The sequence below is a fragment of the Enterobacter hormaechei subsp. hoffmannii genome, from assembly GCF_001729745.1.
Lineage (GTDB): Bacteria > Pseudomonadota > Gammaproteobacteria > Enterobacterales > Enterobacteriaceae > Enterobacter > Enterobacter intestinihominis.
Map to the genome: position 1 here is coordinate 1,185,710 of NZ_CP017186.1, position 21,569 is coordinate 1,207,278.

The window sequence follows — 21,569 nt, forward strand, 5'->3', positions numbered from 1 at the left end:
ATGCAGAAGGGGATTGTTGTAACCGACGTGACCGTGACCTACCGCAACGGCCACACGGCGCTGCGCGACGCGTCGTTCAGCGTGCCGGGCGGATCGATTGCCGCCCTGGTGGGGGTGAACGGTTCCGGCAAGTCCACGCTGTTTAAGGCGGTGATGGGCTTTGTGCGGGCGGCGAGCGGCACTATCTCCATTCTCGGGCTTCCGCCTCACCGGGCGCTGCGCCTGAACCTGGTCGCCTACGTGCCGCAGTCGGAAGAGGTCGACTGGTCATTTCCGGTGCTGGTCGAGGACGTGGTGATGATGGGCCGCTACGGGCATATGGGGTTTCTGCGTCGGCCTAAAGAGCGCGACAGGCAGATTGTAACCGACGCCCTGAAGCGCGTGGATATGCTTGAGCTGCGTCATCGGCAGATTGGCGAGCTCTCCGGCGGCCAAAAGAAGCGCGTGTTTCTGGCGCGGGCGATTGCCCAGCAGGGCGAGGTGATCCTGCTCGACGAGCCGTTTACCGGCGTGGACGTCAAAACCGAAGCCAGGATCATCAGCCTGCTGCGGGAGCTGCGCGACGAGGGTAAAACGATGCTGGTCTCGACCCACAATCTGGGCTCGGTCACGGAATTCTGCGATTACACGGTGATGGTCAAAGGCACCGTGCTGGCGAGCGGCCCGACGGATATCACCTTTACCGCTGAGAATCTTGAGCGCGCCTTCAGCGGCGTGCTGCGCCACGTGGTGCTCAGCGGCTCGGAAGATCGCATTATTACCGACGACGAACGCCCCTTCGTCACGCACCGACAGGAGGCCAAATGAACGCGCTTCTCGAACCCTTCGGCTACGAGTACATGCTCAACGCGATGTGGGTCTCGGCGATGGTGGGCGGGCTGTGCGCGTTTCTCTCCTGCTATCTGATGCTCAAAGGCTGGTCGCTGATCGGCGATGCGCTGTCGCACTCCATCGTGCCGGGCGTAGCGGGCGCTTACATGCTCGGACTGCCGTTCTCGCTGGGGGCGTTTTTATCGGGCGGGCTGGCGGCGGGCAGCATGCTGTTTCTCAACCAGCGCAGCCGCCTGAAGGAGGACGCCATTATCGGGCTGATCTTCTCCTCGTTTTTCGGGCTGGGGCTGTTTATGGTCTCACTCAACCCGACCTCGGTGAACATTCAGACCATCGTCCTCGGCAATATTCTCGCCATCGCCCCGGAAGATATCGTCCAGCTGGCGATTATCGGCGTGGTGTCGATAGTTATCCTGCTGTTCAAATGGAAAGATCTGATGGTGACCTTTTTTGATGAGAACCACGCCCGCGCCATCGGTCTGCGTCCTGAACGCCTGAAAATTCTCTTCTTCACGCTACTGGCGGTCTCTACCGTGGCGGCGCTGCAAACCGTCGGCGCATTTCTGGTGATCTGTCTGGTGGTTACGCCCGGTGCGACCGCCTGGCTGCTGACCGATCGCTTCCCGCGCCTGTTGATGATTGCCGTCGCCATTGGCAGCATCACCAGCTTCCTCGGTGCGTGGGCCAGCTATTACCTGGACGGCGCCACCGGCGGCATTATCGTGGTCGCCCAGACGCTGCTGTTCCTGCTGGCGTTCGTCTTTGCGCCGAAGCACGGGCTGCTTGCCAGCCGCCGTCGGGCGCGGGAGGCACATCCATGATGACGCTGATCCTCGAACCGTTCCAGTTTGCGTTTATGAACAACGCGCTGCTGATTTCACTCCTGGTGGCCGTGCCCTGCGCGCTGCTGTCGGTTTTTCTGGTGCTGAAAGGCTGGGCGCTGATGGGCGACGCCATGAGCCACGCGGTGTTTCCCGGCGTCGTGCTGGCCTGGATGATGGGCCTGCCGCTGGCGCTGGGCGCATTCGTGGCTGGTCTGTTCTGCGCGGTCGCCACCGGATACCTGAAGGATAACAGCCGAATCAAGCAAGATACGGTTATGGGGATCGTCTTTTCCGGCATGTTCGGCGCCGGGCTGATCCTCTATATCGCCGTCAAACCTGAGGTGCATCTCGACCACATTCTGTTCGGCGATATGCTGGGCATTAACGGGATGGACATTTTGCAAAGCGGTCTCGTCGCGGGGTTGATTGCGCTGGTGATTGGCCTGAAGTGGCGCGATTTTCTGCTGTTCTGCTTTGACTATCAGCAGGCGCAGGCGAGCGGCCTGCGCACCCGCTGGCTGCACTACGGCTTACTGTGCATGGTTTCGCTGACCATCGTGGCGACGCTGAAAGCGGTGGGTATAATTCTGTCGATTTCGCTGCTGATTGCCCCCGGCGCGGTGGCGGTGCTGATTACCCGACGCTTTCACATGGCGCTGCTGGTGGCGGTCGCCGTTTCAGCGCTGGTGTCGGTAAGCGGCGTGTATGCCTCGTTTTATCTCGACAGCGCGCCCGCGCCGACCATTGTGGTCCTGTTCGCGATGGTGTTTATCGTGACGTTTGTGGTGACCAGCGTGAAGGCACGTCGGCAGGAGCGTGTGACAGCAGGGTGATGACCTGTTCGCCGTGCTGCTGCCAGTGAAGGGTGAAGGCAGTGCCTTCCTCAAAGCCTGCAAGTTGACGGGTCAATGCCAGCGTAAGCGTCCTGTCGTCGAGCAGGGTAATGCGGGCGCTGTCAAAACCCATCCAGGCCTGCACCTGCGGAAAGAGGGCCTTGAACAGGCTCTCTTTGGCGCTGAACGCCAGCGTCAGGGCGAGGGCGAACGGGTATCCCGAGCGGGAAAGCACAGGTTCTTCCTGCGTATCAATAATGCCGTCTTTGATTTCCCTGGCTTCGTTTTCGGAAAGGATCGTTTCACAATCGATGCCGATAAGCGCCGGGTGATGCGTGACGACGGCCATCGCCTGCGTGCCGCTGTGGGTGATGCTGCCGGAAATACCTTGCGGCCAGAGCGGTTCGCCGCTGGGTCCGATGCCGGGGATTACGCGCTCGTTTAGCGCATGCGCCGCGGCGATGCGGCCTGCCAGGTGGTCGGATTTGCGCTTGCGTCCGGCGTCAGCCAGCTGTGCGTGATGGGGCAGCCAGAGGAGATCGGCGTCGGTGAAGGTGGTGGGGTCGAAAGTGATGCGGTGAAGGGTGTGGCCGGCGAGAGAAAATGTGCTGTGGGTTGTGTGCATGGTTTTCCCTTCAGTATTGTGCGGCCTGATGCCCTCACCCCGGCCCTCTCCCATAGGGCTGAGGGTTCCCCACAAATTAATGCGAGCACTGAGCAATCCCCTCGCCCCTCCGGGGAGAGGGTTAGGGTGAGGGGAATATACGGCGGTGGTGGTCATTCCGTTCACTTTATGTTCCTTGCTACTCTGTAACGACATGACCGGTGAACGTGCCAGGGTGGCTCAGTCGCCACCACCCTGGCGACCCGGGCTCCCGGCGGTAAATCGCCGCTTCGCGGTGCCCTCGGCTTATTCCTTCCGGCTTATCGGGTACGGGGGGAGGCAACGTCCCTGTAAAGCCGCCCTCTCGGCGCATCCCTGCGCCTCGCCCCGGCCGGAAGGCAAACGCCTCAGCGATTTACAGCCGGACCAGGGCATCGCTGACAGCCCTCAGTCATTTAGAAAGCAACTTTATTGCTTCTGCATAAAAAAATTACTGGGGATCCCTCAGCCCACAGGGAGAGGGGGAAGTCACTGCCTGTATCAGAACCTCGTATTCACGCTCATGTACCAGGTGCGACCCGGCTCATTATACGTATACGCACCCGCACCGTACATATACGCACCCGTCGTGGTATTACCCGTGGTCTGGGCGTTACCGGCGCGCCACTGGCGCTTGTCGAAGACGTTGTCCACGCCGCCGGTCAGGCTGACGTTTTTGGTCACGTCCCAGGTCGCGCTCAGGCCAACGATGCTGTACGGGCTGACTTCGTCTTTCTCAGACCCGGTCACCGGCTGACCTTTGTAGTTGTACTTCTTCGGCTGCTGCTTGCCGTACCAGGTGAAGGTCGACTGCAATGAGACATCCTGACGTACCTGCCAGCTCAGGGTAGAGTTCAGCGTATACTCCGGGATGATCGACAGACGATCGCCGGTCTCCTTGTTCTTGCTTTGCAGCATGTAGGTGATGTTGTTGGTCCAGTTGATGGTGTCGCTGACCGGCACGTTCAGGGAGCCTTCCAGACCTTCCACTACCGCCTTCGGTACGTTTTCCCACTGGTAGATATCGGTGGTGACTTTGCCGGTGGACGTCTGGCCAATCGGCGCATAGCCCGCTTCAATCTTGTTGCGGTAGTCGTTGCGGAACCAGGTCACGCCCGCCAGCCAGCCGTCGCGTTTCCACTCCAGGCCAATCTCTTTGTTGATGCTGGTTTCCGCTTTCAGATCGTCGTTACCCATCATGTAGCAGCCCACGCCGTCGGAACTGGCGTAGCAGCCCTGGCCTTTACTGTACAGCAGGTAGTTCGGGTTGGTCTGATACAGGCTTGGCGCTTTATAGGCGCGCGCGATGCCCATCTTCAGGGTGAAGTCATCCCCCAGACCCTGCGACAGGTTCAGGGACGGGCTCCAGTTATTGCCGACAATAGTGTGGTGGTCGAAGCGCAGGGCAGGGGTCAGCATGGTGCTGTCGGTCAGCTCCATGTTGTTTTCGGCGAACAGGGAGAAGATCTCCGCTGACGTGTAGGGGCTACGGTCTTCGCTCATGCCCGGGATGGTGCCGCCCTGCTGGGTTTGCGTGAAGGAGGTCGAGTCCTTCATGCGCTGCTGGTTCCACTCGGTGCCGAGCGTCAGGTTCTGGTTCACAATGAAATCAATCGGCAGGTTGATTTCGCTGTGCAGCATCACGTCGGACAGATCGGTGTCGGTGAATTTATTGCTGTTGAACAGACCTTCAGTACCGCCCGCCAGTCCTTCACCCAGACGGGAGTTGCGGGTGTGCTCGTACTGCGCCCAGTTGCTGGTGGTAATGCCGTTATCCCAGCCGCCGTTCCAGGTCACGGCGAAGTTCTGACGATAAATGCGGTTTGTCTCTTTACCGTAGTTCTTCTTCACCAGCGCGTTGTCGTTGTTGGTGTTCTGCGTATCGCCCGCATACAGGTTGTTCTGGCGGCTGTAGCCCGCTTCAAACTCCAGCGACTGCATCGGTGCGAAGTCCCAGCGCACCACGCCGTTGATGTCTTTGTTTTCCACACCTTCACGGCCTGCGGGCAGGGTGTTGGCGTAGGCACCGGTACGTTCAGACTGGTGACCCTGGTTGATGTCCCACGCATCGGCCTGGGTTTTGTCCAGGTTACCGAACATGCGGAAGCTGAAGTCGCCGCCCAGCGGGCCGCTCAGGCTGAAGTTGGTGCGTTTAGTCGAACCTTCGTCCTTATGTTCTGGCGCGTTCAGGTAGGTGTTCCAGGAGCCGTGCCACTGGTCGTCGAATTTTTTGGTGATGATGTTCACCACGCCGCCCGCCGCGCCGTTACCGTAGCGTGCAGCGGCCGGGCCACGGATCACTTCGATGCGCTCGATCATCTCCGGCGGTACCCAGCCGGTATCGCCGCGGGTGTCACGCTCGCCGCGCCAGCCCAGACGGATGGAGTTGCGGCTGGTGACCGGCTTGCCGTCGATCAGGATCAGGGTGTTTTCCGGGCCCATGCCGCGAATGTCAATCTGACGGTTGTTCCCGCGCTGGCCGCTGGTGGAGTTGCCGGTCAGGTTAACGCCCGGCATGGTGCGGATGATTTCCGCCACGTCGCGCGCGGGCGGGTTTTTGCGGATCTCGTCGGCGGTGATGGTCGACACGCCCGGCGCCTGCAAATTCTGCTCGGCGGCGGTGATCACCATGGTGTCTTCGTGCTGCGCGGAGGCGGTGTTGTCGTCTGCCATGGCGGGCAGCGCGACACCATAAATCCCTAAATTGACCAGCAAGGCCAGAGAGTGAATCTTCTTATTCATTGTACGTCCCGCTTTTATGGTTATTTAATGAGCGCGCTTCCCACAGCGCGGGCATTACGCTATTGCAAATGCAAATAGTTATCAATAATATTATCAATAAAATTTGCTCTGAAACAAAAAAGACTGTTAAACATGGGGTTATAAGGGTGACGGCGTTAACAACCGGAAGTGAAGCGTGGTGGCAGGCGAAAAACGGGCCGGAACGGGAACGTCATCAGGAAAACTATCGCGTGACATTCTGGTGGCGGGACCCGGCGGGAACGCAGAAAACGTCGACGATTAAACGCGTCTGGCTCTACGTCACCGGCGTGACCGATCACCATCAAAATGCCCGTCCGCAGTCCCTTGAACGTATCCCGGATACCGACGTCTGGCAGTGGCAGGGCGAGTTCAGCCCCGAATGGCGCGGCAGCTACTGTTTTATCCCCTCCGACAATGAAGATGATTTTGCCAGCGCAGTGTTTGAAGGCGAGCAGCCGGACCGCATGGCGCTGCGCGAAGGCTGGCGCAAACTGCTGCCGCACGCGGTTTCCGATCCGCTGAATGCGCAGAGCTGGCGCGGCGGGCGCGGGCACGCCGTCTCGGCGCTGGAGATGCCGGAGGCGCCCGTACAGCCCGGCTGGAATCATCCCGATACGCCCTATAAAAAGCCTGTCTGCATTGAGTGGCACAGCGCGCGTCTGAAGAACCATCGCCGCGTGTGGATTTTTACCACCGGGGATGAAAGCCCCGAGCGCCCGCTGGCGGTGCTGCTTGACGGGCAGTTCTGGGCCGAAAGCATGCCCGTCTGGCCTGCGCTGGCGTCGCTCACCCATGAAGGCAAACTGCCGCCTGCGGTTTATGTCTTAATCGACGTCATTGACACCGCACACCGCAGCCGCGAGCTGCCGTGCAACCCTGATTTCTGGCTGGCGGTGCAGGACGAACTCCTCCTGCAGGTGAAAAGCATGGCCCCGTTCAGCGACCGCGCCGACCATACCGTGGTGGCGGGCCAAAGCTTCGGCGGGCTCTCTTCCCTCTATGCGGGCCTCAACTGGCCGCAGCGTTTTGGCTGCATCCTCAGCCAGTCCGGATCCTACTGGTGGCCGCACCGCGGCGCGCAGCAGGACGGGCTGCTCATTGAACAACTCAAAGCGGGTGAAAAAACCGCTCGCGGGCTGCGCATCGTCCTTGAGGCCGGGCGCAACGAGCCGCTTATCTTACGCGCAAACCAGGCGATCCTCGCCGAACTACACACTCAGCAACCGGTTTTCTGGCGTCAGGTTGACGGCGGACACGATGCGCTTTGCTGGCGCGGTGGGCTGACACAGGGGCTGATGACCCTCTGGCAGCCGCTTATTCAATAACGGAGTCTGTATGGAATTCAGCAATCCTTTCGATAATCCGCAGGGACAGTTCGCCATTTTGCAAAATGACCAGGGGCAGTACAGCCTGTGGCCGCAGGAGTGCGAGTTGCCCGCGGGCTGGCGCGTGGTGTGCGAACCGCAATCTCAGGAGGCGTGCCAGCAATGGCTGGCGGAACAGTGGCAGACGCTTGAGCCGTCTTATTTTGCGGGGGAGCGCGCATGAACCGTCTCCCTCTTGTCGCCGCCCAGCCGGGGATCTGGATGGCAGAGCAGCTTTCCTCCCTGCCAAACGCCTGGAGCGTGGCGCACTACACCGAACTGAAAGGCGCTATCGACGCGCCGTTGCTGGCAAAAGCCATCGCTGAAGGCATGATGCAGGCCGACACCCTGCGGATGCGTTTCGCTGAGGATAACGGCGAGGTGTGGCAGTGGGTCGATGAGGCCATGATCCTGCCGGAGCCGTCCATTGTGCGCGTTAACTCCCACGACGCCGCCGTGGCGCTGATGGAGGCCGATCTCAACCAGAACCTGCGCGTCGACAGCGGTCAGCCGCTGGCGTTTCACCAGCTGATTCAGGTGGGAGAAAACCACTGGTACTGGTATCAGCGGTATCATCATCTGGTGGTAGATGGCTTCAGTTTCCCGGCCATTACCCGTCAAATCGCCGCCATTTACGCTGCGTGGCAGAAAGGTGAACCTGCGCCCGCCTCCCCGTTTACTCCGTTCGCCGAGGTGGTGGAGGAGTATCAGCGCTATCGCGACAGCGAGGCGTATCAGCGCGACGGTGCTTTCTGGGCCGAACAGCGCCAACAGCTTCCTTCTCCGGTCTCGCTCTCTTCCGCACCCCTGCCGGGACGCGCCGCCACCACCGACATCCTGCGCCTGAAAATGGCGATGGACGGCCGTGCGTTCAGCCAGCTTGCACAGGCGGCCGGACAAACGCAGCGAACCGATCTGGCGCTTGCGCTGGTGGCGCTGTGGCTGGGCCGCCTGACCGGACGGCTGGACTACGCCGCCGGGTTTATCTTTATGCGCCGCATGGGCTCCGCCGCGCTGACCGCGACCGGACCGGTGCTCAACGTCCTGCCGCTGGCGGTGAATATTCGCCCGCACGAGAGCCTGTCGGCGCTGGCGCTGCGCCTGGCGAACCAGCTGAAAAAGATGCGCCGCCATCAGCGCTACGACGCCGAGCAGATCGTGCGCGACAGCGGGCAGGCAGCAGGGGACGAACCCTTGTTTGGTCCGGTGCTGAACGTCAAGGTGTTCGATTATCAACTGGATATCGACGGCGTGGAGGCCATTACCCACACGCTGGCGACCGGCCCGGTGAACGATCTGGAGCTGGCGCTGTTCCCGGACGAGCAGGGCGGACTAAGCATTGAGATCCTCGCCAACAGGCAGCGTTACGACGAGGCGACGCTGAAGGGGCACGCGGCGCGGCTGAACGCAATGCTGACGCAGTTTGCCGCCAACCCGGACCTGCGCTGTGGCGACGTGGAAACCGTATCAGAGCAGGAATACGCGCGGCTGGCGCGAATCAACGATACCGGGCTGGCGCTGCCGTCCAGCACGCTGGCGGACCTTGTCGCGGAGCAGGCGAGCAAAACGCCGGACGCCCCGGCGCTGGCGGATGCCCATACTGAGCTGAACTACCGCCAGATGCGCGAGCAGGTGGTCGCGCTGGCAAATCTGCTGCGCGCGCGCGGCGTGAAGCCGGGCGACAGCGTGGCGGTGGCGCTCCCGCGCTCGGTGTTCCTGACCCTGGCGCTGCACGGGATTGTTGAAGCTGGCGCCGCCTGGCTGCCGCTGGATACCGGTTACCCGGACGATCGTCTGCGGATGATGCTGGAGGACGCGAAGCCGTCGCTGCTCATTACCACCGACGAGCAGCTTCCGCGCTTTAACGATCTGCCGATCGCCACCTTTAGTTACAACACACTATTACCGGCCACCGATGCTGAACCTCTGCGCCTGGCGAAGCCGGAGCAGACCGCGTACATCATCTTTACCTCCGGTTCGACGGGACGACCAAAAGGCGTGATGGTCGGCCATACCGCCATCGTTAACCGCCTGAAGTGGATGCAGGATCATTATCCACTGGCGGCGCATGACGTGGTGGCGCAGAAAACGCCGTGCAGCTTTGACGTGTCGGTGTGGGAGTTCTGGTGGCCGTTTATCGCCGGGGCGAAGCTGGTGATGGCCGAGCCGGACGCGCACCGCGATCCGCAGGCGATGCAGGGCTTCTTCGCACAATATGGCGTAACCACCACCCACTTCGTGCCGTCGATGCTGGCGGCGTTCGTCGCCTCGCTGACGCCGGAAAACGTCGACTGTTGCAGGACGCTGAAGCAGGTGTTCTGTAGCGGCGAGGCGTTGCCGACTGCGCTGTGCCGCGAGTGGGAACAGCTCACCCATGCGCCGCTGCACAACCTCTATGGCCCGACCGAAGCGGCGGTGGACGTCAGCTGGTATCCGGCGTACGGCCCCGAGCTGGCGGCGGTGGAAGGGAACAGCGTGCCGATCGGCTTCCCGGTGTGGAATACGGGGCTGCGCATTCTGGACGCGATGATGCGCCCGGTGCCGTTCGGCGTGGCGGGGGATCTGTATCTCACCGGCATCCAGCTGGCGCAGGGGTATCTGGGACGCCCCGACCTTACCGCCAGCCGCTTTATCGCCGATCCGTTTGCCCCCGGCGAGCGGATGTACCGCACCGGGGACGTTGCTCGCTGGCTGGACAACGGCGCGGTAGAATATCTGGGCCGCAGCGATGACCAGTTAAAAATTCGCGGTCAGCGCATTGAGCTGGGCGAAATCGACCGGGCCATGCTTGCGCTGCCGGATGTGGCCCAGGCCGTGGCGCACGCCTGCGTGTTCAACCTGGCAACTGCCACGGGTGGCGATGCCCGCCAGCTGGTGGGGTACGTTGTCTCCGAATCCGGCTTACCGCTGGATCGCGACGCGCTGCTAGCATCACTCAAAGCCCAGCTGCCGCCACATATGGTGCCGGTGGTGCTGCTGCAAATCAGCGCGCTGCCGTTAAGCGCCAACGGCAAGCTGGATCGCAAGGCGTTGCCGCTGCCGGAGCTGACCAGCAAAACCTCTGGTCGCGCGCCTGAGACACAAACCGAAGTCGCCGTGGCGCAGGCGTTTTCTGCCCTGCTGGGCTGCGCAGTGAACGATATCGAAGCCGATTTCTTTGCCCTCGGCGGCCACTCGCTGCTGGCGATGCGCCTCGCGGCTCAGCTCAGCCGTGCGTTCAGCCGTAAGGTCACGCCGGGCCAGATTATGGTCGCCTCGACGGTGAGTAAGCTTAGCGGCCTGCTGGACTCGCAGATGAGCGACGAGCAGGCGCAGCGTCTGGGGTATGAAACTGTTCTCCCGCTGCGTGAAAGCAACGGCCCGACGCTGTTCTGCTTCCATCCGGCATCCGGCTTTGCCTGGCAGTTTAGCGTCCTGGCGCGCTACCTCAGCCCGCGCTGGTCAATCGTCGGTATTCAGTCTCCCCGGCCTGAGGGGCCGATGGAGCAGTGTGCGGATCTCGATGCGGTGATCGAACATCATCTGAACACGTTGCGTAAGCAGCAGCCGCAGGGGCCGTATTATCTGTTCGGCTATTCCCTCGGCGGCACGCTGGCGCAGGGCATTGCGGCGCGTCTGCGCGAGCAGGGTGAAGCGGTGGCGTTCCTCGGCCTGCTGGATACCTGGCCGCCGGAAACCCAGAACTGGGCGGAGAAAGAGGCTAATGGCCTCGATCCGGAGGTGCTGGCGGAAATTGAGCGCGAGCGTCAGGCGTTTATCGCCGCCCAGCAGGGGCAAGGTTCCAGCGAGCTGTTTAACGCTATTGAAGGCAACTACGCCGATGCGGTGCGGCTGCTCACCACCGCGCATAGTTCACGGTTCGACGGTAAAGCGACGCTGTTTGTCGCCGAACGCACGCGAACCATGGAGCCGCAGGCCGCATGGGCGCCGTGGGTGAGTGCGCTGGAGGTGTACAGCCAGGACTGCGCCCACGTGGATATTATTTCACCGCAGGCGTTTGAAAAGATTGGGCCGGTACTGAAGGAAATTTTAGGATAGTGCAAATGCCCCTCACCCTAACCCTCTCCCACGGGGAGAGGGCCGGGGTGAGGGCATCAGACCGCACGCTTGCCCAACGGCACCACCAGCGGCGTACCCGCCACCGGATCGTCAATAATCATGCAGCGCATGCCGTAGATCCGCGCGATCAGATCCGGCGTCACAATCTCCTTCGGCGCGCCCTGCGCCACAATCTCGCCGTCGCGCAGCGCAATCAGATGCGTCGCGTAGCGGCACGCCTGATTTAAGTCGTGCAGCACTGCCGCCAGGGTGTACCCCTGCGTGCGGTTCAGTTCGCTCAGCAGCTCCAGCAGATCAATCTGATGGCTGATATCGAGCCAGGTTGTCGGCTCGTCCAGCAGCATAATCGAGGTTTCCTGCGCCAGTACCATTGCAATCCAGGCGCGCTGGCGCTGTCCGCCGGAGAGAGTATCGACGCTTTGTTGGGCCAGATCGGTGATGCCCGTAGCCTGCATCGCGCGCTTCACCGCCTCGTCGTCCTCCTTGCGCCAGCGGGTAAACAGCGGCTGGTGCGGGTAGCGCCCGCGGGAGACCAGCTCCTGCACGGTAATATCCCCCGGCGTGGTGGCGTTTTGCGCCAGCAGGCCAATTCGGCGCGCCACCTCTTTGCTGGCGAAGCGCTGGATCTGCTCCCCGTCGAGGAACACGCTACCCTCAACCGGCGACATCAGGCGGCTCAGCGTGCGCAGCAGGGTCGATTTGCCGCAACCGTTCGGACCGATAATGGCGGTGAAGTGGCCGTCCGGAATGGACACGGATAAATCCCGGGCAATGATTTTTTTGCCGTAGCCGAGGGTCAAGTTTTCGCCGCGCAAGCGGAATGTTGAATCTGTCATTTCTTGCGTGACTCCTGAACGAGCAAGACGATGAGGTAAATCCCGCCGAGGCTGACGGTCACCACGCCCACCGGCAGTTGATAAGGCATAAACAGCTGCTGAGCGCAGAGATCGGCGGCCAGCAGTAACAATGCGCCGCACAGCGCCGCCTGGGTTAATCCCCAGCGCGCGGTACCGCTAAGACGCCGCGCGATATGCGGGGCTACGAGGGCAATAAAGGAGATCGGCCCGGCGATGGCGGTAGACGCTGCGGTCAGCAAGACCGCCACCAGCATCAGCATCAGGCGCGAGCGCTCTACGCTCACGCCCAGCGCGCAGGCGCTGTCGTCGCCCATCTCCAGCAGCCGCATGCGCCTGACCAGCAGCAACGCGCCAATAAACATCAGCAAAATCAGCGGCGCGGCGGGCCAGGTTTTTCCCCACGTCAGACCGTTGAGGGAGCCGGCGTACCACAGCCCGGCGGAGAGCGCGGTTTCCAGCGATGCCTGTAGCAGAAGCCAGGTGTTGAACGCCATCAGCATCGCACGGATGCCGATCCCGATGATGATCAGACGGAAGGTGTCGATGCCGTTGCGCCAGGCCAGGGCCCAGATAAGCAGGGAGGTGAGAATGCCGCCCGCCATCGCCGTAAAGGTAATGGCCGTAAGATGCTGCCCGAACAGCACCATCGCCACCAGCACGCCGCTCCACGCGCCGGTATTCAGGCCCATCACGTCCGGGCTCCCGAGGGGGTTACGCATCAGCGACTGGAATATCGCGCCGCTGACGCCAAGCGCCGCGCCCACCAGGATCGCCATCGCCACGCGCGGCAGTCGCCATTCGGTGACCACCATGGTGATGTTACGCGGCGCGCTGCCGGTGAGAGCGTGAAAGACCTGCGCGAAATCAAGCGTTACGGCACCGCTTTGCAGGCTCCAGACCGCCAGCAGCAGACTGGCGACGACCAGCAGGGCGACGCTGGTAAGTAAACGACGGGACGGGGCCATCATGCGCCACCCCCGCGTCTGCGTCGAACCAGGAAGATCAGCACCGGCGCGCCGATAAAGGCGCTGACCACCGAGACGCGCAGTTCACCCGGCACCAGCAGGCGGCCCAGTACGTCAGCAAAGAGCAGCAGGGCAGGGGTCGCCAGCAGCGTGACCGGCAGCGACCAGCGGTGATCCGCCCCCACCAGCCAGCGCGCCATGTGCGGCATCATCAGGCCGATAAAGGCAATCGGCCCGACCACGGCGGTCGCGCTGCCGCAGAGCACGGTAATGGCGAGTAGCCCCGTCAGCTGCGTGCGCGCCACGCGGTTGCCGAGGGCGGTCGCGGTATCGCTGCCGAGGCTCAGGCTGTTCAGCGCCCGGCTTAAACAGAGCGCCACGGCGGCAGCGACGATCGTCGGGATCACCACCACCTTTAAGGTTTCAAGGGTACGAATATCCAGCGAACCCGCCTGCCAGAAGCGCAGCTGGTCATACACGTCCGGGTTGAGCAGGGCGATGCCGTTGGACAAGCCTTCCAGTACCGCCGCGAGCGCTACGCCCGCCAGCGTTAAGCGTACCGGGCTGAGCTGGCCGCCGCCCTGGCTGCCGGTAAACGCCACCACCAGCGAGGCCGCCAGCGCGCCGCAAAAAGCCATCATCAGCTGTTCAGAGGGGGACGTAAATCCAAACAGCGCTGCGCCGAGCACGATGGCAAAGCTTGCGCCGGAGTTAACGCCGAGAATGCCGGGGTCCGCCAGCGGGTTGCGGGTGAGGGTTTGCATCAGGGCACCGGCAAGGCCGAGCGCACCGCCAGCCAGCAATCCGGCAAGGGTGCGGGGCAGGCGAGCGTCGAGCACGATGGTGCAGTCGGCGCTCTGACAGGTACCGGATAGCGCATCGACAATAACGGACGCGGGCAGCGGTTTTGCGCCGACCAGCAGGCTGAGTGCAATCGCAAGGATTAGCAGTAGCAATAAAACGGGCACGGCAAGGGCGCGCACCGCAGAAGAGGAAAACGACATAGCAACATCCATGATTTGATAATGATAGTGATTATCGTTATCTATCTTATTTGGCTATGTTAGCATGTGCGCCCATGGAATGGGTAGAAATAGACTCAAGGCTTTGTCATGAATCAAAAATCCTGGCTGCTTAACCTCAGCCTGCTCAAAACACACCCGGCGTATCGCGCCGTTTTTATCGCTCGCTTTATCTCCATTTTGTCCCTCGGTCTGCTTGGTGTGGCCGTACCGGTGCAAATCCAGACCATGACTCACTCCAGCTGGCTGGTAGGGTTATCCGTCACCTTAACCGGCGGGGCGATGTTTATCGGCCTGATGGTGGGCGGCGTGCTGGCGGACCGCTACGAGCGTAAAAAGCTGATCCTGCTGGCGCGCGGCACCTGCGGGGTGGGCTTTGTCGGGCTGTGTCTGAACGCCATGCTGCCGGAGCCGTCGCTGGTGGCCATTTACGTGCTGGGATTGTGGGACGGCTTTTTTGCTTCGTTAGGCGTGACGGCGCTGCTGGCGGCCACGCCCGCGCTGGTCGGGCGCGAGAACCTGATGCAGGCGGGGGCGATCACCATGCTCACCGTACGTCTCGGCTCGGTGATTTCGCCGATGGTGGGCGGTCTGTTGCTGGCGACCGGCAACGTGGCGTGGAACTACGGCCTTGCCGCGGCGGGAACGTTTATTACCACCCTGACGCTACTGCGTCTGCCGCTCCTGCCACCCCCGCCGCAGCCGCGCGAGCATCCGCTGAAGTCCCTGATGGCCGCGATTCGTTTCCTGTTCAGCAACCCGTTGATTGGCGGCATTGCGCTGCTCGGCGGCCTGCTGACGATGGCGAGCGCCGTGCGCGTGCTGTATCCGGCGCTGGCGGGTGAGTGGCAGATGAGCGCCTCAGAGATTGGTGTGCTGTACGCCGCCATTCCGCTCGGTGCGGCCTTCGGGGCGCTGACCAGCGGCAACCTGGCGCAGAGCGCGAGACCGGGGTTGATCATGCTGGTGGCGACGCTGGCCTCGTTTATCGCCATTGGTTTCTTTAGCCTGATGCCGGTGTGGGCGCTGGGGGTGATGTGTCTGGTGATTTTCGGCTGGCTGAGCGCGGTCAGCTCTCTTTTACAGTACACCCTGATCCAGACCCAGACGCCGGAAGGGATGCTCGGGCGCATTAACGGCCTGTGGACGGCGCAGAACGTCACGGGCGATGCGATTGGCGCGGCGATCCTCGGCGGGCTGGGGGCGATAATGACCCCGGTGGCGTCGGCGAGCAGCAGCGGGTTTGTGTTAGCCGTTGTTGGCGTGATTTTACTGGCGGTTCTGGTGGAGTTGCGTCGGTTCAGGCAGACCCTGTAAGTCGGGTAAGGCGTAGCCGCCACCCGACAAAACGCCCGGTGGCGCTGCGCTTACCGGGCCTACGGGGAACGTGCCACTTATTTAAAAATTGAATTCAAACGCTGCAACACCAACATCGCGCTGTAATAATCCAGGCGGAACGTCTCGGTTCCTAATGCCCAGACGCGCTTGTTCTTCACCGACGGCAGATGCGCCAGCAGCGGGTTGGCGTAAATCGCGTCCACGTCTTTCTGATCGCCGGCAAACACGAACAGCCCTTCGCCGTTCAGCCCCGTCGCCAGGTTTTCACCCCCTAACTGGATAATGTCGTGGCGTTTGCCCTGACTTTTTGAGGTGTGCAACCCGGCAGGCACGTCGGCCAGCGTAAAGCCCAACTGGTGCAAAAGCTTGCCCTGCGCGGAGTCTGTCGTCCACAGGTTCGCCGTGTGCGCCGCGGCGGTGTAGACGATGGCGTTCACCGGCTGTGGCGGCAGCTTCATCTGCTGTTTCACCTTGGCGAGCTGTTTGTCGAAGGCAGCGATGCGCTCTGCGGCCTGTGTCTCCTGCCCGGTGATCGTCCCCAGTTGGGTCAGCAGTTCCTGCCAGCTTTTGTCGTCGTAGTTAATGATAAGCGTCGGCGCGATGGCGGAAAGCTGATCGTAGAGCGCCAGCGCGGAATCCCCGCCGGTGGCGCTGATCAAAATCAGGTCCGGCATCTGGGCCGCGACGGCTTCGGCGCTCGGCTCGCCGATGTACAGCCGGGCAACCTTACGCTGTTTGGCGATATCGCCCCACTGACGCAGGAAGCCCTGCGCATCCGCCACGCGGTTGTTTGGCGTGGTCGCGCCGCTGGCAATGACCGGCGCGTCAATGGCCAGCAGGGAGCCGGTTAAGGTCACGCTGGTGGAGACAATGCGCGTCGGTTTGCTCTCAAGCGTGTGAACGCCGCGGCTGTCGGTGACCTGGCGCGGCCAGTCGGCGGCGAGGGCTGAGGTTAGTCCTAAAACAAAAAGTCCTGTTAAAAGAAGGGCATTGCGGCAAACGGCAGCGATTTTCACAGAGCGGCATCCTGATTTTATTGAAGATAATGCTTCTCATTTTCAGGGCTGTAGGGAAGGGATGCAAGCGTTTGTCGCACAAGTTATTTGCCCGACGGTTGACAGCGGGGCGATGTGGGATTAGGTTAGCCGACGAAAATATAAATGATAATCATTATTGCTTCTTTTATCATTTTAAGGAGGATGATATGGACACGTCCCTGGCTGAGGAAGTTCAGCACACCGCGACAACGCTGCAATCAGACAGCTTTTTCTTTATGTCGCCTTACCGCAGTTTTACCACGTCCGGCTGTTTCGCCCGTTTTTCTGAACCCGCCGTCGGCGGTGACGATCCGGCGGGTCCCTTTCAGCAGAAATTAGCTCAGGCTTTCCAGAATGCGAAAAACAGCGGCATTGCCCATCCGGTGATGGTAGGGGCGATCCCCTTCGATACCCGCAAACCGTCATCGCTGTTTATTCCACAACGCTGGCAAACCTTCTCCCGCCCGGCGCGTCAGCAGTCCGCACGTTATGCCTCCGGCGCGCAGACGCTGAACGTGCAACAGCGCACCGAGATCCCGTCGCAGCCGGTTTTCGAGGAGATGGTTGCTCGCGCCGCGTCGCTCACCGCTACGCCGCAGGTGAATAAGGTGGTGCTGTCGCGCCTGATTGATATCGCTACCGACAAACAGATCGATAGCAGCGCGCTGATGGAGCGTCTTATCGCCCAGAACCCGGCGAGCTTTAACTTCCACGTACCGCTGGAAGACGGCGGCGTGCTGCTGGGCGCCAGCCCGGAACTGCTGCTGCGCAAAGAGGGCGCGCACTTTAGCTCGCTGCCGCTGGCAGGCTCTGCGCGCCGTCAGCCGGACGATGTGCTGGATCGCGAAGCGGGCACTAAGCTGCTGGCCTCCGAAAAAGACCGCCACGAGCACGATCTGGTCACGCAGGCGATGAAAACCATTCTGGAACCGCGTAGCCATCATCTGAGCATGCCGGCTTCCCCGCAGCTCATCACCACCCCGACGCTGTGGCATCTGGCCACGCCGGTAGAAGGTGAGGCACGTGAAAACGAGAACGCCCTGACGCTGGCCTGCCTGCTGCACCCGACGCCCGCGCTGAGCGGCTTCCCGCATCAGGCGGCAAAAGAGCTGATTGCCGAGCTGGAGCCGTTCGACCGCGAGCTGTTCGGCGGCATCGTCGGCTGGTGCGACAGCGAAGGTAACGGCGAGTGGGTAGTAACTATCCGCTGCGCGCGGCTGCATCAAAATACCGTTCGCCTGTTTGCCGGCGCGGGCATTGTGCCTGCCTCCTCCCCGGTCGGCGAGTGGCGCGAGACGGGCGTGAAGCTCTCCACCATGCTCAACGTGTTTGGTTTGCACTAAGGAATACTCATGACCATCCCCTTTACCCGCTGGCCTGAGGAGTTTGCCCGCCGCTACCGTGAAAAAGGCTACTGGCAGGATCTGCCGCTGACCCACATCCTGACGGACCATGCGGACAGCGATGCGGTCGCGATAATTGACGGCGATCGCCGCATCACCTACCGCGCGTTTAATCAGGCGGTGACGAATCTGGCGTCCTCCCTTCAGGCGCAGGGGCTGCATCGCGGTGAGACCGCGCTGGTGCAGCTTGGCAACGTGGCCGAGTTCTACATCACCTTCTTCGCGCTACTGCAAATCGGCGTCGCGCCGGTCAACGCGCTCTTTAGCCATCAGCGCAGTGAACTCAACGCCTACGCGGAGCAGATCAAACCCGCCGTGTTGATTGCCGATCGCGACCACGCGCTGTTCTCAGGCGATGATTTTCACAACACCTTTGTGGATGCGCATCGCTCGGTACGCGTTGTGCTGCTGCGTGGCGATAAGGGCGAACATGCGCTGGAGGCGGCGATTGCGCGCCCGGCGGACAATTTCATCCCGAACCCGACGCCCGCCGACGAAGTGGCGTTCTTCCAGCTCTCCGGCGGCAGCACCGGCACGCCGAAGCTGATCCCGCGCACGCATAACGATTACGACTACAGCATCCGTCGCAGCAACGAAATCTGCGGTATCACTGCGCACACCCGCTATCTGAACGCCCTTCCCGCGGCGCATAACTACGCCATGAGCTCGCCAGGATCGTTAGGCGTTTTCACGGCGGGTGGCTGCGTGGTGCTGGCGAACGATCCGAGCGCCACGCTCTGCTTCCCGCTGATTGAGCAGCATCAGATAAACGTCACCTCGCTGGTGCCGCCCGCGGTCAGCCTGTGGTTGCAGGCGATTGCCGACGGCGCGGGGAACGCCCAGCTGAAATCCCTCAGGCTGCTCCAGGTGGGCGGCGCGCGCCTCTCCGCCACGCTTGCGGCGCGCATTCCGGCGGAAATTGGCTGCCAGCTTCAGCAGGTATTTGGCATGGCGGAAGGGCTGGTGAACTATACCGCCCTCGACGATGCGCCGGAGCGCATCATCAATACCCAGGGCCGCCCGATGTGCCCGGACGATGAAGTGTGGGTGGCGGACGAGGACGGTAACCCGCTGCCGCGCGGGGAGGTCGGGCGTCTGATGACGCGCGGCCCTTACACCTTCCGCGGCTATTTCAACAGCCCGGACCACAACGCCAGCGCCTTCGATGCCAACGGCTTCTACTGCTCGGGCGATCTGATCGCCATCGATGAGCAGGGTTACATCACCGTGCAGGGGCGCGAGAAAGATCAGATCAACCGCGGTGGCGAGAAGATCGCCGCCGAAGAGATCGAAAACCTGCTGCTGCGCCACGAAGCAGTGATCCACGCCGCGCTGGTGAGCATGGAGGACAGCCTGCTGGGCGAAAAAAGCTGCGCGTACCTGGTGGTGAAACAGCCGCTGCGCGCGGTGGATGTGCGCCGCTTCCTGCGCGAGCAGGGCGTTGCCGAATTTAAGCTGCCGGACCGCGTGGAGAGCGTGGATGCGCTTCCGCTCACGCCGGTCGGCAAAGTTGATAAGAAACAGTTGCGCCTGTGGCTTGCTGAACGCGCCCGGGGCTGAGGAACAGAGAATGGCTATTCCAAAATTAACCGCATATGCGCTGCCAACCGCCGCCGAACTGCCGACCAGTAAAGTAAGCTGGGCGTTTGAACCGGAGCGCGCCGCGCTGCTGATCCACGATATGCAGGAGTACTTCCTGAATTTCTGGGGCGAAAATAGCGACATGATGCAGCAGGTAGTGGCGAACATCGCTAAACTGCGCGCGTACTGCAAAGAGCACAATATTCCGGTGTATTACACCGCGCAGCCGAAAGATCAGAGCGATGAAGACCGCGCCCTGCTGAACGATATGTGGGGGCCGGGTCTGACTCGCTCACCGGAGCAGCAGCGCATCGTCGCTGAGCTGACCCCGGACGAAGCGGACACCGTGCTGGTGAAGTGGCGCTACAGCGCGTTTCACCGCTCCCCGCTGGAGCAGATGCTGAAAGAGACCGGCCGCAACCAGCTTTTGATCACCGGCGTGTACGCCCACATCGGCTGCATGACCACCGCCACCGACGCCTTTATGCGCGACATCAAACCGTTCTTTATCGCCGACGCGCTGGCGGATTTCACCCGCGACGAGCACCTGATGTCGCTGAAATACGTGGCCGGACGTTCGGGCCGCGTGGTGATGACCGACGAGTTGCTGCCGTCTGTTCCGGCAACGAAAGCCGCGCTGCGTGAGCTGATCCTGCCGCTGCTGGACGAGTCCGACGAGCCGATGGATGACGAAAACCTGATCGACTACGGTCTGGATTCAGTACGGATGATGGCGCTCGCCGCCCGCTGGCGCAAAGTGCACGGCGACATTGATTTCGTGATGCTGGCAAAAAATCCGACCCTCGACGCCTGGTGGGCGCTGCTCTCCCGCGAGGTGAAGTGATGGCTTTTGATTTTACCGGTAAAACCGTCTGGGTGACGGGCGCGGGTAAGGGCATTGGCTATGCGACCGCGCTGGCATTTGTGGAGGCCGGGGCGCAGGTGACCGGGTTCGATCTGGCTTTCCCTCACGGCGAATATCCGTTTGCCACCGAAACGCTGGACGTGGCGGATGCGGCGCAGGCGAGTGATGTCTGCAGGCGTTTGCTCAGCAGCCTTGAGCGGCTCGACGTGCTGGTTAACGCGGCGGGCATTCTGCGTATGGGCGCGACGGATCAGCTTTCGCAGGAGGACTGGCAGCAGACCTTTGCGGTCAACGTCGGCGGCGCGTTCAACCTGTTCCAGCAGACGATGGGCCAGTTCCGTCGTCAGCAGGGTGGGGCGATTGTGACGGTGGCCTCTGACGCGGCGCACACGCCGCGCATCGGCATGAGCGCCTACGGCGCGTCGAAAGCGGCGCTGAAAAGCCTGGCGCTGACCGTCGGGCTGGAGCTGGCGGGCAGCGGCGTACGCTGTAACCTGGTGTCGCCGGGTTCTACGGATACCGACATGCAGCGCACGTTGTGGACCAGCGATGATGCGGAACAGCGGCGCATTCGCGGCTTCGGCGAGCAGTTCAAACTCGGCATTCCGCTCGGTAAAATTGCCCGTCCGCAGGAGATTGCCGCGACCGTGCTGTTCCTGGCATCCGATGCCGCCAGCCATATCACCTTGCAGGATATCGTGGTGGACGGCGGCTCCACGCTGGGGGCGTAATGATCTGGAAACGTCATTTATCCCTCGACGAACTGAATGCCACTAGCCAGAACACGATGGTGGAACACCTTGGCATCGTCTATACCCGCCTCGGGGACGATACGCTGGAAGCGGAGATGCCGGTGGATGCGCGCACCCACCAGCCGTTTGGCCTGCTGCACGGCGGTGCGTCGGCGGCGCTGGCGGAAACGCTGGGGTCGATGGCCGGTTTTCTGATGACCCGCGACGGGCAGAATGTGGTGGGCACGGAACTGAACGCTACGCACCACCGCGCGGTCTCTCACGGTAAGGTGCGCGGCGTATGTCAGCCGCTGCATCTGGGCCGCTCCAGTCAGAGTTGGGAGATTGTGGTGTTCGACGAGCAGGGGCGGCGGTGCTGTACGTGTCGGTTGAGTACGATGGTGCTGGGTTAGATTGTGCGGCGGGAGTGCCGGGTGGCGGCTTCGCCTTACC

Annotated in this window: 18 protein-coding genes; 12 read left to right on the forward strand and 6 right to left on the reverse strand. The window is 62.0% G+C overall.

The genetic code is table 11. The annotated features are described in order from the left end of the window. The 3 genes from sitB to BFV65_RS05520 are packed head-to-tail and all read left to right on the forward strand — an operon-like array spanning position 1 to position 2,488. A complete protein-coding gene (gene sitB, locus BFV65_RS05510) occupies positions 1 to 807 on the forward strand; it encodes an iron/manganese ABC transporter ATP-binding protein SitB (protein WP_023299548.1) in 807 nt (268 codons plus the stop codon). Next, on the forward strand, positions 804 to 1,652 hold the full coding sequence (sitC, locus tag BFV65_RS05515; RefSeq protein WP_022647369.1) for an iron/manganese ABC transporter permease subunit SitC: 849 nt from the start codon (positions 804 to 806) through the stop codon (positions 1,650 to 1,652). The genes sitB and sitC overlap by 4 nt, the downstream gene beginning before the upstream one ends. Continuing rightward, complete coding sequence (locus BFV65_RS05520) at positions 1,649 to 2,488, forward strand: metal ABC transporter permease (RefSeq protein WP_022647370.1); 840 nt, start codon at positions 1,649 to 1,651, stop codon at positions 2,486 to 2,488. The genes sitC and BFV65_RS05520 overlap by 4 nt, the downstream gene beginning before the upstream one ends. Here the strand turns inward: BFV65_RS05520 and entD are convergent. Both entD and BFV65_RS05530 read right to left on the reverse strand, forming a co-directional pair. Next, positions 2,424 to 3,113, reverse strand: a complete 690-nt coding sequence (entD, locus tag BFV65_RS05525) for an enterobactin synthase subunit EntD (protein ID WP_069596334.1) — start codon at positions 3,111 to 3,113, stop codon at positions 2,424 to 2,426. The two genes, BFV65_RS05520 and entD, sit on opposite strands and share 65 nt — an antisense overlap. A gap of 519 nt (positions 3,114 to 3,632) precedes the next feature. Beyond that, entirely contained in the window at positions 3,633 to 5,873 is a 2,241-nt protein-coding gene (locus BFV65_RS05530) for a TonB-dependent siderophore receptor (RefSeq protein ID WP_023299551.1), read from the reverse strand. A gap of 146 nt (positions 5,874 to 6,019) precedes the next feature. Between BFV65_RS05530 and fes the strand changes: the two genes are divergently transcribed. From fes to entF, 3 genes are read left to right on the forward strand one after another with little or no spacing between them, the layout of a single operon-like run. Continuing rightward, complete coding sequence (gene fes, locus BFV65_RS05535; RefSeq protein ID WP_046618945.1) at positions 6,020 to 7,219, forward strand: enterochelin esterase; 1,200 nt, start codon at positions 6,020 to 6,022, stop codon at positions 7,217 to 7,219. Positions 7,220 to 7,229: 10 nt separating this feature from the next. Next, positions 7,230 to 7,442, forward strand: a complete 213-nt coding sequence (locus tag BFV65_RS05540) for an MbtH family protein (RefSeq protein ID WP_032624700.1) — start codon at positions 7,230 to 7,232, stop codon at positions 7,440 to 7,442. Then, a complete protein-coding gene (gene entF, locus BFV65_RS05545; protein WP_069596335.1) occupies positions 7,439 to 11,296 on the forward strand; it encodes an enterobactin non-ribosomal peptide synthetase EntF in 3,858 nt (1,285 codons plus the stop codon). Before BFV65_RS05540 ends, entF begins: the two co-directional genes overlap by 4 nt. A 56-nt stretch (positions 11,297 to 11,352) precedes the next feature. Here the strand turns inward: entF and fepC are convergent, their stop codons facing one another. The 3 genes from fepC to fepD are packed head-to-tail and all read right to left on the reverse strand — an operon-like array spanning position 11,353 to position 14,143. After that, positions 11,353 to 12,153 carry an iron-enterobactin ABC transporter ATP-binding protein gene (fepC, locus tag BFV65_RS05550; RefSeq protein ID WP_038415628.1) on the reverse strand — a complete coding sequence of 267 codons (801 nt, stop codon included), beginning with the start codon at positions 12,151 to 12,153 and terminating at the stop codon, positions 11,353 to 11,355. After that, positions 12,150 to 13,139: an iron-enterobactin ABC transporter permease gene (gene fepG, locus BFV65_RS05555; protein ID WP_072200994.1), complete on the reverse strand. Its 990-nt coding sequence runs from the start codon at positions 13,137 to 13,139 to the stop codon at positions 12,150 to 12,152. Before fepG ends, fepC begins: the two co-directional genes overlap by 4 nt. Continuing rightward, positions 13,139 to 14,143 carry a Fe(3+)-siderophore ABC transporter permease gene (gene fepD, locus BFV65_RS05560; protein WP_022647378.1) on the reverse strand — a complete coding sequence of 335 codons (1,005 nt, stop codon included), beginning with the start codon at positions 14,141 to 14,143 and terminating at the stop codon, positions 13,139 to 13,141. Before fepD ends, fepG begins: the two co-directional genes overlap by 1 nt. A 108-nt stretch (positions 14,144 to 14,251) precedes the next feature. On the opposite strand from fepD, the gene entS reads away from it, so the two are divergent. Continuing rightward, complete coding sequence (gene entS, locus BFV65_RS05565; RefSeq protein ID WP_023299557.1) at positions 14,252 to 15,478, forward strand: enterobactin transporter EntS; 1,227 nt, start codon at positions 14,252 to 14,254, stop codon at positions 15,476 to 15,478. Positions 15,479 to 15,555: 77 nt separating this feature from the next. Here entS and fepB read toward each other — a convergent pair whose 3' ends face one another. Then, on the reverse strand, positions 15,556 to 16,515 hold the full coding sequence (fepB, locus tag BFV65_RS05570) for a Fe2+-enterobactin ABC transporter substrate-binding protein (RefSeq protein ID WP_032676374.1): 960 nt from the start codon (positions 16,513 to 16,515) through the stop codon (positions 15,556 to 15,558). Positions 16,516 to 16,703: 188 nt separating this feature from the next. On the opposite strand from fepB, the gene entC reads away from it, so the two are divergent. From entC to entH, 5 genes are read left to right on the forward strand one after another with little or no spacing between them, the layout of a single operon-like run. Further along, entirely contained in the window at positions 16,704 to 17,879 is a 1,176-nt protein-coding gene (gene entC / locus BFV65_RS05575) for an isochorismate synthase EntC (protein WP_022647381.1), read from the forward strand. Between the two features lie 9 nt (positions 17,880 to 17,888). Then, on the forward strand, positions 17,889 to 19,499 hold the full coding sequence (gene entE, locus BFV65_RS05580; protein ID WP_069596336.1) for a (2,3-dihydroxybenzoyl)adenylate synthase EntE: 1,611 nt from the start codon (positions 17,889 to 17,891) through the stop codon (positions 19,497 to 19,499). Positions 19,500 to 19,509: 10 nt separating this feature from the next. Next, positions 19,510 to 20,364, forward strand: a complete 855-nt coding sequence (locus BFV65_RS05585) for an isochorismatase (protein WP_022647383.1) — start codon at positions 19,510 to 19,512, stop codon at positions 20,362 to 20,364. After that, the gene (gene entA / locus BFV65_RS05590) at positions 20,364 to 21,116 is read left to right on the forward strand and encodes a 2,3-dihydro-2,3-dihydroxybenzoate dehydrogenase EntA (protein ID WP_048966668.1); all 753 of its coding nucleotides are present in this window, start codon (positions 20,364 to 20,366) and stop codon (positions 21,114 to 21,116) included. The genes BFV65_RS05585 and entA overlap by 1 nt, the downstream gene beginning before the upstream one ends. After that, positions 21,116 to 21,529, forward strand: coding sequence for a proofreading thioesterase EntH (entH, locus tag BFV65_RS05595; RefSeq protein WP_022647384.1), 414 nt, complete (start codon positions 21,116 to 21,118; stop codon positions 21,527 to 21,529). The genes entA and entH overlap by 1 nt, the downstream gene beginning before the upstream one ends. Positions 21,530 to 21,569 lie beyond the last annotated feature (40 nt).